Source organism: Streptomyces sp. NPDC001709 (genome assembly GCF_053596375.1).
The window spans coordinates 66,804-80,517 of record NZ_JBSFGB010000026.1; the positions used below are offsets into that span (position 1 = coordinate 66,804).

At 74.4% G+C, this 13,714-nt stretch carries 10 protein-coding genes; 5 read left to right on the forward strand and 5 right to left on the reverse strand.

What is annotated here, in order from left to right:
* Window positions 1–32: 32 nt before the first annotated feature.
* A complete protein-coding gene (locus ACWC0C_RS32005; protein ID WP_450867546.1) occupies window positions 33–1,820 on the reverse strand; it encodes an ArnT family glycosyltransferase in 1,788 nt (595 codons plus the stop codon).
* 92 nt (window positions 1,821–1,912) lie between these two features.
* The gene (locus ACWC0C_RS32010; RefSeq protein ID WP_450867547.1) at window positions 1,913–3,820 is read right to left on the reverse strand and encodes a phosphatase PAP2 family protein; all 1,908 of its coding nucleotides are present in this window, start codon (window positions 3,818–3,820) and stop codon (window positions 1,913–1,915) included.
* A gap of 301 nt (window positions 3,821–4,121) precedes the next feature.
* Between ACWC0C_RS32010 and ACWC0C_RS32015 the strand changes: the two genes are divergently transcribed.
* Window positions 4,122–5,951, forward strand: coding sequence for a hypothetical protein (locus ACWC0C_RS32015; protein ID WP_450867548.1), 1,830 nt, complete (start codon window positions 4,122–4,124; stop codon window positions 5,949–5,951).
* Window positions 5,952–5,957: 6 nt separating this feature from the next.
* On the opposite strand, the gene ACWC0C_RS32020 is transcribed toward ACWC0C_RS32015, so the two are convergent.
* Complete coding sequence (locus tag ACWC0C_RS32020; RefSeq protein ID WP_450867549.1) at window positions 5,958–6,620, reverse strand: nucleoside/nucleotide kinase family protein; 663 nt, start codon at window positions 6,618–6,620, stop codon at window positions 5,958–5,960.
* Between the two features lie 85 nt (window positions 6,621–6,705).
* On the opposite strand from ACWC0C_RS32020, the gene ACWC0C_RS32025 reads away from it, so the two are divergent.
* Entirely contained in the window at window positions 6,706–7,446 is a 741-nt protein-coding gene (locus ACWC0C_RS32025) for a beta-phosphoglucomutase family hydrolase (RefSeq protein ID WP_450867550.1), read from the forward strand.
* Complete coding sequence (locus tag ACWC0C_RS32030; RefSeq protein ID WP_450867551.1) at window positions 7,443–9,815, forward strand: glycoside hydrolase family 65 protein; 2,373 nt, start codon at window positions 7,443–7,445, stop codon at window positions 9,813–9,815. Before ACWC0C_RS32025 ends, ACWC0C_RS32030 begins: the two co-directional genes overlap by 4 nt.
* Before the next feature lie 20 nt (window positions 9,816–9,835).
* Here the strand turns inward: ACWC0C_RS32030 and ACWC0C_RS32035 are convergent, their stop codons facing one another.
* Window positions 9,836–10,729 (reverse strand): M48 family metalloprotease, encoded by an 894-nt coding sequence (locus tag ACWC0C_RS32035; protein ID WP_450867553.1) that lies wholly within the window; start codon window positions 10,727–10,729, stop codon window positions 9,836–9,838.
* The gene (locus ACWC0C_RS32040; protein WP_450867554.1) at window positions 10,726–11,109 is read right to left on the reverse strand and encodes a BlaI/MecI/CopY family transcriptional regulator; all 384 of its coding nucleotides are present in this window, start codon (window positions 11,107–11,109) and stop codon (window positions 10,726–10,728) included. The genes ACWC0C_RS32035 and ACWC0C_RS32040 overlap by 4 nt, the downstream gene beginning before the upstream one ends.
* 167 nt (window positions 11,110–11,276) lie before the next feature.
* On the opposite strand from ACWC0C_RS32040, the gene ACWC0C_RS32045 reads away from it, so the two are divergent.
* Together ACWC0C_RS32045 and ACWC0C_RS32050 are read left to right on the forward strand one after the other, a co-directional pair.
* On the forward strand, window positions 11,277–12,761 hold the full coding sequence (locus tag ACWC0C_RS32045) for a hypothetical protein (RefSeq protein WP_450867624.1): 1,485 nt from the start codon (window positions 11,277–11,279) through the stop codon (window positions 12,759–12,761).
* A complete protein-coding gene (locus tag ACWC0C_RS32050; RefSeq protein WP_449194046.1) occupies window positions 12,758–13,705 on the forward strand; it encodes a lysylphosphatidylglycerol synthase domain-containing protein in 948 nt (315 codons plus the stop codon). The genes ACWC0C_RS32045 and ACWC0C_RS32050 overlap by 4 nt, the downstream gene beginning before the upstream one ends.
* Window positions 13,706–13,714: the final 9 nt, after the last annotated feature.

Sequence of the window (13,714 nt, forward strand, 5' to 3'; positions counted from 1 at the left end):
ACCGTCATGACCAGGGGGTTGAGCAGGAGGTTTCAGCGCCGGAAGAGGCTGATCGAATGGCCCACTTCGCCGACCGGCCGGCTGCTGCCGACCAGCTCGGCGAGCCGTCCGCGTGCCTTGGCGAGGGCGGAGTCCGACACTACCAGCAGCCCGTGCACCCGATCCGCCGGAACGGTGCGCGGATCGGCGGCGCGGATGCCGTAGTACGACGGCACCCCGCTGCCCTTGTACACCAGCCACACCCGCTCGCCCGGATACCGCTGCCGGAGCCGGTCGGCGAGCCGGCCCAGGTCCTGCCCCCAGTCCACGTTGGAGTCGTGCAGCAGCCGATGGGTGCGGGCGGGGCCGCCGAAGGCCTCGTTGGAGTACGGCAGGTAGTACGGGAACGTCCGCAGCGAACTCACGGCCGTGAACAGCACCAGTACGGCCGTCGCGGCGGCCGTCCAGCGCCGGCCGGGCCGGGGCACACAGGCGGCCGCTACCGCGAGGAACATCGGCACGAACAGCGCGTACCTCGTCCCGAAGTCCCGCGATCCCGTCATCGCCGCCGCGAGCAGCAGCGCGGGCGGCAGCAGCAGGTACGGCGCCGCGGGCCGCAGCCGCCGTACCGCGAGGACCGCCACGGCACCGGCCGCACCCAGCGCCAGCAGCCCGAGCGGCGTCTTCACCAGCAGGGCGGCGGGCAGGTAGTACCAGAGCGTCCCGGTGTACAGGTGCCCGAACAGATACCCCTGCCACGGATACCGCTCCAGCCCGAACTGCACCCGCATTCCCGCCCGGTAGGCCTCGGGCACCGGCAACAGATCCACCAGCCGGCCATGCAGTCCGTGCAGGGCCGGGACGGGCTCGGCGGGCGAGAACCGCAGCCGCGGATCGACGGCCAGATACGCACCCCACACGACGGCGACCGCCACCAGCCCCACGAGAACCGCCCCGGCGAGCGCCGCCCACGCCTTCCGGCGCCGGCTGCCGACCGGGCCCGCGAGCGCGGACAGTACGTGCCGCCCCCGGCCCGCACTCGCGTCCGGCCGCCCCCGGACCGTATGCGCGTCCGCCTCCCCCGTCCGTGGCGTCTGCCGCCCCCACCCCCCGGCAAGGGCCGATACCGCGGCCAGCCCCATCAGTACCGGGACCGCCGGCAGGGTGTTCATCTTGGTTGCGACGGCCGCCCCGAGGGCCGCTCCGGCGAGCGGGAGGCAGGGCAGGGGGCGCCGGCGTGCGCGCCACGTCAGCCAGGCCGAGGTCAGTACGAAGCCGGCCGCCGGCATGTCCAGGGTGGCCAGGGAGCCATGTGCGATCAGGTCGGGCGAGACGGTGTACAGCGCGAGCGTCACGAGACCGCCCACCGTGCCCGTCAGTTCACGGGCGAACGCGAAGGCGACCAGCCCGAACAGCAGCGTCAGCGCGATCACCGGCAGCCGAGCCCACAGCATCACACGCCAGGGGTCGTTGCCGGATTCGTACAGCAGATGCCGGCCCACGTCCCCTTGCGTGCCGGTGTACGACGGGTCGTAGTGCGGGTCGGCCACCGCCACACCGGCCGCGATCAGCAGTTTGCCGAGCGGTGGGTGCTCGGGGTTGTAGCGGATCCGGTGCTCGTGCAGGTAGTCGACCGCCGTCGCGACGTACACCGGCTCGTCGATCGTCGGGGTCTGCTGGACGGCCGTGGTGATCATCGCCGCGGCCATCTGGGCGAGCAGCAGCGCCACCAGAAGGGGCACCAGGCGGCGCCGGTGCCGGTGCACCCCGGCGAACGGGCCGGCCGGTGCCCCGGCGGGAGCCGGCCGGCTGAGGACCAGGTGCTGTTCGCGCGCCATCATCCGCCCCGCGGTGGCACCGGCCGAGGGGCGACGGGAACGGTCGTGGGCCTGATCATGGCCCTACTGTCGCACCGCTCCCGCCGCCCGCGGCGTCACCGCTTCACGAGTCGTACCGACAGACCTTCTGCCGTGTACACGGGTACGGCCCGCAGCAGGCCGGAGTTCACCTCGATCCGGGCGAACCGGCCGCGCAGCCGGGGCACGTCGACGACCGGCAGGGTGCTGCCCTCGGCCGGCGGCCGCTCGGTGTCCAGCCGCAGCGACAGCACCGCCGTATCGCCCAGCACGGCCAGGTGCCGGGCCGTCAGCGGTGCCTTGCCGCCCGCGCGCAGGGTGACCTGGAGCGCGCCCGCGTCCTGGGCGTACGCGCCGCGCACCCGCAGCCGCCCGGCCACCCGCAGCGTGCCGTCCGTGACCCGCACGTCCCCGTGGCCGAGGGCGTCCGCGCAGCCGGCGACCAGCGTGCCCTCGGTCACCACCGTCCCGCCCGTGTAGCGGTTGCGGCCGGTCAGCGTCAGGGCGCCGGTGCCGCGCTTGGTCAGACCGCCGCGCCCGTCGATGTCGTTGCGCCAGGCGTCGGCGGCCGAGAACCCGTCGGCCTCCGCGTCCAGCGTGACGCTGACGTCGGAGTCGAAGGCGCCGTACCCGTCCGCCGCGGCGAACAGGTTCAGCCGGCCCCACTGCTCGAAGCCGTCGAGGAGCACATACCCGGAGGGCAGCCCGGTGGTGCGCAGCACCTCGCGGCGCTGATCCGCCGTCAAGTACGGCAGCCGGGTCTCCAGCAGCACCTCCGCGCCCTTCGGCACGGTCAGCGGCAGCTCGCGGCCCTGCCGGGTGAGCACATAGGTCAGCCGGGGCCGGACCGCACGCGCGTTGGCCTCCCGGTCGGCGTACGGGTCGGTGCCGGCGTGCGCGCAGTCGTACAGCGTGTCGGCGGTGCCGCCGGTCCGTTCGGTGAAGTAGGCCAGGGCCTGGGCGCGGGCGGCGGCCTTCAGTCCGGCGTTGGCCGGGTCGGCGAGTGTGGCCGCGGCGAGCGCGGTGGCCATGATCCGGCCGCCGATGACGTCCACGGGGTGGTGCATGCCCGCCACGATGCGGGTGTGGCTCAGCTCGAAGGCGCGGGTCACCAGCTCCTGGAAGCGCTCGGGCACGGCGTGGGCGTAGGCCAGCGCGGCCAGGTGGAAGGCGTTCGTGTGACCGCTCGGGAAGCCGCCGTCGTCGGCCGGGGAGGTGCCGCGCTGGCGCAGCAGCTGCGGCGCGACCACGACCTCGGAGGCGTACACCGGGAAGCCGAACGCGTCCGTCCTGCCGGTGTCGACGACCTCGCTGTCCTCGGTCAGGCGCCACGGACGCGGGTACTGGCAGGCGTACTTGGCGGGGTTTGCGGAGGCGTACGGGCCGCGCACGGTGTCGACCAGCTCGGCGACCTTGCCGAGCGCCGAGTCGTGGGCGCCGGCACCGAGCGCCGAGCCCGCCGGGGCGTCCGCGGGCACCGCGTCGCTGACGGTGGTCGCGGGCGTGCCGTCGGGTGCGCTCGTGATCGACGTGACCGCCTTCGCGCCCGCCCTGTAGAGGTCGGCGAGCGGGCCGAGACCGGCGATCATCGCGTAGCTCTGGTGCTGGCGGTCGTAGACGAACGCCTCCTTGGCCTGCTCGTCGGTGCGCCGCGCCGTGCCCCGGGCGCAGTAGCGCAGGTCGGCGCGCAGCACCTCCGGGCGCAGCGGGGCGCCGGTGTTCCAGGCGGAGCCGGTCTTCCACACCTGGGTGAAGCCGCCGAGGATGCGGACCACCGCGTTGGTCTCGGGCGTGAGGTTCGGCAGAACGTTGCTCTTGTAATCGTCCACGAACGCGGCCGGCGCGGTCGCGGCCTTCGCGTCGGCCGCCGGCAGCCAGGCGGCGACGGCCGGAGCGGCGAGCACGCCCGCCGACGCGGCCAGCGAGGTCTTGAGGAAACCGCGCCGGTCCGGCACGGAGGAGGGGTGCCCGGCAGATGACGGCATGCCTGTGCCTCTCAGGAGTGGTCCACGGCAACGCCCGGCGGGATGTGCCGACTTGTGCGGTCCCGTGGAGCAGCGGGGAGAAGAAGTTGAATGGCTGAATATCTAGGGCGGGGGTGTGTCCCGTCGGGGAGGCCCGGGTGATCTCCGGATGGTCGGCGGGTGAACGCGGGGCGCGCGGCGCACAGAATCGGCCTCGGTCTCACAGGAACGAACGTGCGGCCTGCCGGAAGAGACTGGTGGAAGGTCTTCCGGGGGAGGCTGCCGGAAGGCCTGGCACCACCGGAACGAAGGGCTGAACCGCGTGCGACTGCCCTACCAACGCGGCCCGCTGCACGACCTGCCGGACGCCCCCCGGGCGTACGACGCTGTCCTCGCCGACATCACCGAGCAGGCCCTCGCCCGCATCACCCCCGAGGGCAACCTCGAACACCCCGCCGCACATGACGACATCGGCGACACCTCCCTCGGCGTCACCTCGCTGCTCGCCCTCGCCTGGCAGCGCGGCAAGGACCCCCGGCTGCCGGAGGCGGTCCGCCGCAGCCTCGCCTTCCATCTGCGCGAGCGCGTCTACACCGAGGACAACCCCGGCTACCCGAACCTCAAGGCCGTCAACTCCGGTCTGCCGTACGCCCGTTACGTGCTCCGGGCGGGCGCCCATCCGATCGGCGACTGGCCCAGCACGGTCTGGGCGCTGCTCCAGGCGGCCAACGTCCTCGACGCGGCCGACGGCCTCCTGGACGACGCACAGCGGGCACAGCTGAGGCGGACGGCCCACGGATACTGGCGCTGGCTCACCGAGGCCACCTTCTTCAACCCGCAGGCGGCCGGCAACCAGGCCATCGGCTGTGTGGTCGGCGGCCTGATGCTCGCCCGCCACCTCCCCACGGATGAGGCCGCATCGGTCCGCTCCCGCGCCCTTGCCCTGTACGCCGACGGGATCCGCGCCCACCGGGTCCGCGACCGGGACGCCCTGCTGCCGCCCGAGCACGGTGGCGCCTACGACAACAACTACGGCCCGATCTCCCTGTCCTTCCTGGCCCAGGCCCACCGGGTCAGCGGAGCGGAGGTCTTCGCCGAGGACGGCGACACCCTCGCCCGCTACATCGACGCCCGCCTGACCTCCGGCGGCTACGACCAGGGCGGTCCCCGCTACAGCGAACAGCACTCCGGCTTCGAATCCGTCCTGGGCCTGCGCTACTTCAGCGCGCGCATCGGCTCCGACCTGGGCCGCTACCGGGGCGACACCCGGTGGGGCCGGCACGCGGTCCAGCGCGACGGCCGCATCGACGGGCACTTCGCGTTCATGCTGGTCTGGCAGATCCAGGACACCACCCGCTGGCACCGCACCCCGTCCGCCGTACCCGTCCGGCACCAACTGCGCCTGGGGTCGGTCTCGGTGGCCTTCGACAGCCGGATGACCCCCTCCCTGATCGAGGCCGCCGGAACCTACTACCTGCCTGCGGCCGTGCGCCGCCAGCACGGGTTCGGGCCGGTCACGGACGGCTTCCTGCTGTGCCGCCCGATGGGCGAGCCCCGGGTCCGGGACGTGCGCGCCGGCGGGCTCGCGGCGAAGCTGGTGACCAAGCCGGTCGTCGGCCGCGACCACGTCCTGCGCCATGTGCGCTCGCTGTACGTCACCGACGGCACGAGCCTGTGGGTGACGGTCGCGGTCGAGCGGCTCGACGGGGCGCCGTACCTGCTGTCCGGGCTGCCGTACGCCGCCGACGACGGCGACCGGGTGCGCCGTACCGCCGACGGGGAGGTCGCCTCGGCCGGCGGCCTGCGGCTCACGCACCCCACGGACACCGGGCCCGACCACTTCGACGCGCGCGCCGAACTCACCCAGGAACAGGCGGCGTTCGCGCTCGCGGCGGATCCGCGTGGTTACGGCGATCCCGACGAGGGCTGGCGGCACCTGGTGTCCTCCAGCGCGTTCGAGGCCGGGCCCGCACCGGGCGCACCGGAGGGGCTGCACGTCTTCGCGGTGCGGTACGGGCCGGGCGGGGCGTTCGCGCCGGTGTGCGAGGAAGGCACGGACGGGCTCACCGTACGCACGGAGGCGTTCACCGCGGTCGTCGGCGCGGTGGCGGGAGACAGCCGTGGGGAGCCGTCCCTCACCCTCCACCGCTGAGCGTCGTCAGCGCTCGGGGAACACCGGCGTCGGCAGGGCGCCGACCGGCACCACCAGGTCCGCCCTGTATCGCGTCTGCGCCACCAGGTCGGCATTGCGCTGGTCCGTGCCCCGTACCCAGGCCACCGCTGTCTCGTGGTCCTTGCCGAACTCCTCGTGCCGGGCGATCAGCCGGCGGATCCGCTCGTCCTCGTCCATAGCGCAGAACCACACCTCGTCCAGGCAGGGCCGGACCCGGGCCCACGAACCCTCCGTCAGCAGCAGGTAGTTGCCCTCGGTCACCACCAGCCGGGCGGCCGGGGGCACCGGGATCGCGCCCGCGAGCGGCTGCTCCAGCACCCGCTCGAACCCGGGCGCGTACACCACGTCGTCGGTGTCCTCGTGCAGCCGCCGCAGCAGCGCCGCGTACCCGGCCGCGTCGAAGGTGTCCGGGGCGCCCTTGCGGTCGCGGCGGCCGAGCCGGTCCAGCTCGGCGTCGGCGAGATGGAAGCCGTCCATGGGCACATGCGCGGCCCAGGGCGGCCCGTCGGCGTTCAGGGCCCGCACCAGGCGCTCGGCGAGGGTGCTCTTGCCCGCACCGGGGCTGCCCGTGATGCCGAGCACGGCACGGCGGCCGTCCCGGACGAGGCCACGGGCACGGTCGAGGAGGTCGTCGAAGGTCAGCGGCACACGGCAGAGTGTGTCACCTGGGATTCGCGCACTGTGTGGCGTGTGCCACTCAATGGACCGCGCCCCATGGGGAACAGTGCTGGGTATGACTCAGCTCGGTCTGCCCGACGGAATCCAGGCCTGTCTGTTCGATCTCGACGGGGTCGTCACCAAGACGGCCGTCGTGCACGCGGCCGCCTGGAAGGAGACCTTCGACGCGTTCCTGCGGGACTACGCGGGGGAGCGGGGGCGGCCGTTTGACGCGGTCGCCGAATACGACGAGTACGTGGACGGCCGCCCCCGCGCCGACGGCGTCCGCGCCTTCCTCGACTCGCGCGGCATCCAGCTGCCCGAGGGCACCCCCGAGGACCCACCGGAGGCACGAACCGTGCACGGCCTCGGCAACCGCAAGAACGTCCGGCTGCTGGAGCGGATCCGCACCGGCGGCGTGGAGGCCTACGAGGGCACCCTGCGCTATCTGGAGGCGGTCCGCGCCGAGGGGCTGCGCACGGCGATCGTCTCCTCCAGCGCCAACTGCAGGGATGTGCTCCGCGCCGTCGGCGCCGAGTACTTCTTCGACGTACGGATCGACGGCGTGGTCGCCGCCGAACGGCACCTGCCGGGCAAGCCGCACCCCGACACCTTCCTCGCCGCCGCCCGCGACCTGGGCGTCGATCCGGCACGGGCGGCCGTCTTCGAGGACGCGCTGGCCGGCATGGAGGCGGGCCGCGCGGGCGGCTTCGGGTGCGTCGTCGGCGTGGACCGTGTGGGCCAGACCGAGGCGCTGTACGCCCATGGCGCGACCATGGTGGTGAAGGACCTCGCCGAGCTGGGAGGAAAGCAGTGATCACCGACCGGTCGTACAGTGTGGAGCCGTGGGCCGTACGGGAGACCGCCCTCGACCTCGGCGTGCTCGCCCAGAGCGAGTCGGTGTTCGCGCTGTCCAACGGGCACGTCGGCTGGCGCGGCAACCTCGACGAGGGGGAACCGCACGGCCTGCCCGGCAGCTACCTCAACGGCGTGCACGAGGTGCACCCGCTGCCGTACGCGGAGGCGGGTTACGGCTACCCGGAGTCGGGCCAGACGGTCATCAACGTCACCAACGGCAAGATCCTCAGGCTGCTGGTGGACGACGAGCCGTTCGACCTGCGCTACGGCCGGCTCGTCGCCCACGAGCGGATCCTGGACCTGCGCCGCGGGGTGCTGGAGCGGACCTGCGAGTGGACCTCCCCGGCGGGCTCCACGGTCCGGGTGCGCTCGACCCGGCTGGTGTCGCTGACCCAGCGCGCGGTGGCCGCGGTGGCGTACGAGGTGGAGGCCGTCGGCAGCCGCAGCCGGGTGGTGATCCAGTCCGAGCTGGTCGCCAACGAGTCCCTGCCCGAGTCCAACGGCGACCCGCGCGCGGCCATGGCGCTCCAGTCGCCGCTGGAGCAGGAGGACCACTTCTCCTCCGGCAGCCGGCTGCGGCTGGTGCACCGCACCCGGCGCAGTGGCCTCAGGGTGGCCGTGGCCGCCGACCACGTCGTGAGCGGCCCCGAGCGCACCACCACACGCAGCGAGAGCGGCAGCGACGTGGCCCGGCTGACGGTCACCTCGGTGCTGGAGCCGGGGCAGACGCTGCGGGTGGAGAAGCTGGTCGCCCACGGCTGGTCCGGCACCCGCTCGCTGCCCGCGATGGCCGACCAGGTCGACGCCGCGCTCGCCGCCGCCGCGCACGACGGCTGGCAGGGTCTGCTCGCGGACCAGCGGGCCTGCCTGGACGACTTCTGGGCCCGCGCGGACGTCGAGGTGGAGGGCGACGAGGAGGTCCAGCAGGCGGTCCGCTTCGCCCTGTTCCACGTGCTGCAGGCGGGCAGCCGCGCCGAGCAGCGCGCCATCCCGGCCAAGGGCCTGACCGGCTCCGGCTACGACGGGCACGCCTTCTGGGACACCGAGATGTTCGTGCTGCCCGTGCTCACCCACACCGCGCCCGCGGCCGTCGCCGAGGCGCTGCGCTGGCGGTACAACACCCTGGACGAGGCGCGTGAGCGGGCGGCCCAGCTGGGGCTCGGCGGGGCCGCGTTCCCCTGGCGGACCATCGCGGGACCGGAGGGTTCGGCGTACTGGCCGGCCGGCACCGCCGCCTTCCACGTCAACGCCGGCATAGCCGACGCCGTCGTCCGGTACGTCGAGGCCACCGGCGACACCGAGTTCGAGCGCGAGGCCGGCGTGGAACTGCTGGTGGAGACGGCCCGGCTGTGGCGCTCGCTGGGCCACCACGACGCGCACGGCGTCTTCCACATCGACGGCGTCACCGGACCCGACGAGTACAGCGCGGTCGCCGACGACAACACGTACACCAACCTCATGGCCAGGCAGAACCTGCTCGCCGCGGCCGACAGCGCCGAACGCCATCCGCGCGAGGCGGCGCGGCTCGGCGTGGACGAGGAGGAGAGCGCGGCCTGGCGGGACGCCGCCGAGGCCATGTGCATCCCCTACAACGACGAACTCCGCGTCCACGAGCAGCACGCCGGGTTCACCCGCTACCAGCGCTGGGACTTCGCCGGCACCCGCCCCGAGCAGTACCCGCTGCTGCTGCACTTCCCGTACTTCGACCTCTACCGCAAGCAGGTCGTCAAGCAGGCCGACCTGGTGCTGGCCATGTACACCTGCGGCGACTTCTTCGACACGGGACACGGCACGGAGGGCCAGGAAGGCGCGGAGCAGGTCGCCCGGAACTTCGCCTACTACGAGCCGCTGACCGTACGGGACTCCTCCCTGTCGGCGTGCTGCCAGGCCGTCATCGCCGCCCAGGCCGGCCATCTGGACCTCGCCTACGCCTACACCACCGAGGCGGCCCTGATGGATCTGCAGGACCTGGAGCACAACACCCGCGACGGGCTGCACATCGCCTCGCTGGCCGGTACGTGGATGGCGCTGGTGGCGGGCTTCGGCGGGATGCGCCGGGACGGCGAGCGGCTGCGGTTCGCCCCGCGCCTGCCTGACCGGCTGAGCCGGCTCGCCTTCAACGTCGAGTTCCGCGGCCGGCGGCTGCGCGTGGACATCGGCGCGGACAAGGCGACGTACGCGCTGCTGGACGGGCCGCCGCTGACTCTGCTGCACCATGGGGAGCGCCTCACCGTGCACACCGACGAGTCGGCCGTGCGGGCCGTGCCGCCGGTGGTCCGGCGCCCCGCCCCTGAGCAGCCGCTGCATCGGGCCCCGAACGGGGGCTGACGAACGCTGAGTTGCGCGGCTCAGTTCAGCGCGCCGGACAGCTGCCGCAGCAAGTCGCCCGTCGCGTCGGCGGCGAGCAGGGCGGCAAGGGTGCCCAGGAGGAGGACGGCCGCCGCGGCGGGCCACAGGCGCGGCGGCGGGCTGGTCTGCAGGGCCGCGATACGGCGGGTGACGGCCCGGTCGGTGAAGTGCAGGGCGCAGGCGGTGCGGCCCCGGCCGGCGGTGAGCGCGGCTCGCGCCAGTGCCCGGGCGGTTGTCCGCCGGTCGCCGACCGCCGACGCCGCCTGCTCGTCCGCCCAGCGCTCCACCAGAAACGTGACCGCCGTACGCACCGGATCCAGCAGGGGGTCGGCCGCCGCCGCGAGCGTCGCCGCCGTGACCAGCGGGCCGTGCCGGTGCGTGAGATGGGCGCGCTCGTGCGCGAGCAGCACGCGCCGCTCGGCGGGGGCGAGAGCGCTCAGCATGGCCGAGGTGACCAGGATCCGGCCGGGCCGACCCGGGATCGCGAAGGCCTGCGGCACCTCGGAGGCGGCGACGATCAGCTCGGTGTCCGCCGGATGCCCCGAGCACAGCCGCCGCAGAAGCCGCCGCGCGCACCGCTCGGCCCGGACCGCCCGGTACACCCGAAGGGCGATCACCACCAGCGCCAGACAGGCCGCGAACCCGATCACCTCGGGCACCGGATCCGTGACCGTACGCCCGTCCTCCCGGGCCTCGCGGATCACCGGCGGCGCGTCCCCGAGCAGTGCCGTGGCCAGCAGGACCAGCGACCAGGTCGTGGCCGCGGCGGTCAGCACGGCGGCCGAGGTCAGCACGCGCGCGGCGAGTGCCGGAGCGACCCGCCGGGCGATCAGCGGCCCGACCACCGACAGCAGCAGGGACAGCACCAGCGGGCTGTACACGTCGAACCTCATGCGCCGCCTCCGGCCAGCAACTCGCGCAGCGCCCGCTCCTCCTCGGGGCTGAGCCCGGTCACGAACTGCTGGAGCGCGGCGATCGGGTCGGGACCCCGGTCCAGGGCCTGGTGCATCGCCTCGGCGGTCAGCTCGGCGGCGTTCTTCGCCGGCCGGTACGCGCCGCGCCGCCCGTCGGCGTCGCGCAGCACCAGCCCCTTGTCGTAGAGGCGTTTGAGGATGGTGTGCACCGTGTTGTAGGCGAGTGCGCCGTCGATCTCGGCCTGGATCTCCGCCGGGGTCAGCGGCCGCTCGGTGGCCCAGAGGGCGGCCAGCACCTCGCTCTCCAGCTCACCGGCGCTGCGCCGTTCCGCCCTGCCGCGGGACCCTGTGCCAGCCATGCCCCAACCTTACAGCGCGTAGTGCCATCGGCCGGATGGCCCCATCCTCCCCGCACCGGGCAGGGATTCGGGGTAGTTTGACGGTGTTTTCGCCCGACTCCCGTCGTCGGCCCTACAGGTTGTAGGGTGGCAAGGGCCTCCGCATGCCGCGGGGCAGAGGGGTGATGATGGCCGGCAGCGCGCATGCCACATTCGCCGGAATCCGGCGCTCGCGCCCACAGCGCACGCCCGACGGCACCCGGCCGGTCCGTACCACCGCACCGCTCGCGGCCGTCGCCGCCGCCTTCACCCTGGCCCAGCTGCTCCTCGTCCGGCCCGGATTGGGCCTCGGCTGGGACGAGACGGTGTACGTCAGCCAGGTCAGCGCCCACGCTCCGGCGGCCTTCTTCAGCGCACCCCGCGCCCGGGGCGTCTCCCTGCTCGTCGCGCCCGTCGCCTCCTGGTCGTCCTCCACGGCACTGCTGCGGAGCTACCTCGCGGTCCTGTCCGGCCTCGCCCTGTTCCTGGCCCTGCTCGCGTGGCGCTTCCTGTTCCCGGCCCGCGTCCTCGCCCTCGCCGGCGCCCTCTTCGCCTCCCTGTGGGTGACCCTGTTCTACGGCCCGCAGGCCATGCCCAACTACTGGGTCGCCGTGGGCGCCCTGGCCGCCGTCGGCTGCTTCCTGCGGGTCCGCGGCGGCGCCGGGCGCTCGCCATGGTGGGGTCTGGCGGCCGGCACCGCGCTCATGGCCTGGATGCGGCCCATGGACGCCGTCTGGGCCGTCCTGCCGTTCCTCGCCCTCGGCCTCGCCCGCCGCCACTGGCGGGCCCTCGCGGCCCTGCTCGCCGGGCTCGCGGCCGGCGCCGCCGAGTGGGTGATCGAGGCGTACGCCGGCTACGGCGGTCTGCTGCGCCGGCTGTCCGAAAGCTCGGCGATCCAGGGCGGCCTCGGCTGGCACCTCGCCGTCGTCGACCAGCTGCGCGGTCTCGGCGGCCGGGCACTGTGCCGGCCCTGCACCGGCGAGCTGCCCAACCCCGTGGTCGCCGTCTGGTGGTTCGTCCTGCCCCCGCTCGCCGTGCTCGGTCTCGCCGTCGCCGCCCACGCCTGGCGTACGGCGGCCACGCTGCTGCCGCTCGCCTGCGCGGCCACCGCCGCCTTCCCCTACCTCTTCATGATCGGCTACGCGGCTCCGCGCTTCCTGCTGCCGGTCTACGCCCTGCTCGCGCTCCCGGTCGCCGACGCCCTGTGGTACCTCGTCACCGCGCCGCGCCGACCCTGGCGCCCGGTCGTCGCGACGCTGGTCTGCCTCGGGCTCGCGGCCCACCTCGCGGTGCAGCTCGCGATCCTGGTGCACACGGTGGACGGCGCCACCGCACAACGCACCGGCTGGTCCCGCACGACCGTCGTCCTGCACCGGCTCGGCGTCCGCCCGCCCTGTCTGCTCACCGGCGGCGACGCCATCCCCCTCGCGTTCTACGCCGGCTGCGCCTCGGCCTCGACCGCCGGGCACAACACCAACACCACCGAGAGGGGCATCGCCCGCACCGCCCGGCGGATTCCGGTCGCCGTACTCGTGTCCGCCGGCTCCCGGCCGCCCGGATACGCCCGCGACTGGCCGGCCGAGCCCTTCGACGGCGGGCGGCTGTACTACTCCGTGCCGGGGAGCCGCCGATGACGTCACCGGCCGAACTCACCGCCTCCCTCGGCCGGCGCCGCGCCTACTGGCACGCCGGCTTCCTGTGCGCCGTCCTCCTCGGCGCGGTGTACCTGGCCCGCCGGCACTGGGCCGTGGTGGAGAGCGGCGCCGGGCGGCTGGCCGGCGCCGACCAGGGCTGGCTGCTGCTCGGCGCGACGGCGGCCCTGTGCACCTGGGCGGCCTCCGCGCTCGCCCAGCAGGGCGCGGTCGTACGACGGCTGCCCGGACCCCGGCTGGTCGCCGCCCAGTTCGCCGCCTCGGCCGCCAACCACCTGCTGCCCGCCGGGCTCGGCGCCGGCGCGGTGAACCTGCGGTTCCTGATGCGCTGCGGACTGCCCGCCGGCCGCTCGGCCAGCGCCCTCGCCGTCAAGGCCACCGCCGGGGCGGCCGTCCGCCTGGCGCTGATCGCGCTGCTCGCCCCGGCCTGCCCGGGCCTGCTGCACCCGCCGCACCTCACCCCGACAACGCTCGCCGTCGCCCTGGGCACACTCCTCCTGCTCGCGGCCCTGCCGGCGACCCCCTGGTGGGCGCGCTGCCGCCGGGCCCTGTCGGCCGTGCTGGCGGACCTGCGCGCCCTGCACGGCTGCCCGGCGCGAGCGGCGGCCCTGTGGGGCGGCTCGCTCGCCTTCGCCGGGCTGCACTGCCTGGTCCTCATCGCCGTCACCCAGGCGATCGAACTGCCGCTGCCCCCGCTCCAGGTGGCCTTGCTGTACCTCGCTGCCAGCAGCGCCGCCGCCCTGCTGCCCACCCCCGGCGGCCTCGGCTCCCTGGACGCGGCGCTCGCCCTCGCCCTCACCGTCTCCGGTGCCCCCGGCGCGGCCGCCGCCTCCGCCGTGCTCGGCTACCGGCTGCTGACCGTGTGGCTGCCGCTGCTTCCCGGCCTGCTGGTACTCGGGGTGCTGGTGCGACGCAAAGCACTGTGAGGGAGGGGG

Coding starts and splice junctions, on each gene's coding strand:
- ACWC0C_RS32025 (WP_450867550.1), top strand. CDS start 6,706: ATGACTCAGCTCGGTCTGCCCGACGGAATCCAGGCCTGTCTGTTCGAT.
- ACWC0C_RS32005 (WP_450867546.1), bottom strand. CDS start 1,820: ATGATGGCGCGCGAACAGCACCTGGTCCTCAGCCGGCCGGCTCCCGCC.
- ACWC0C_RS32045 (WP_450867624.1), top strand. CDS start 11,277: ATGGCCGGCAGCGCGCATGCCACATTCGCCGGAATCCGGCGCTCGCGC.
- ACWC0C_RS32035 (WP_450867553.1), bottom strand. CDS start 10,729: ATGAGGTTCGACGTGTACAGCCCGCTGGTGCTGTCCCTGCTGCTGTCG.
- ACWC0C_RS32040 (WP_450867554.1), bottom strand. CDS start 11,109: ATGGCTGGCACAGGGTCCCGCGGCAGGGCGGAACGGCGCAGCGCCGGT.
- ACWC0C_RS32010 (WP_450867547.1), bottom strand. CDS start 3,820: ATGCCGTCATCTGCCGGGCACCCCTCCTCCGTGCCGGACCGGCGCGGT.
- ACWC0C_RS32050 (WP_449194046.1), top strand. CDS start 12,758: ATGACGTCACCGGCCGAACTCACCGCCTCCCTCGGCCGGCGCCGCGCC.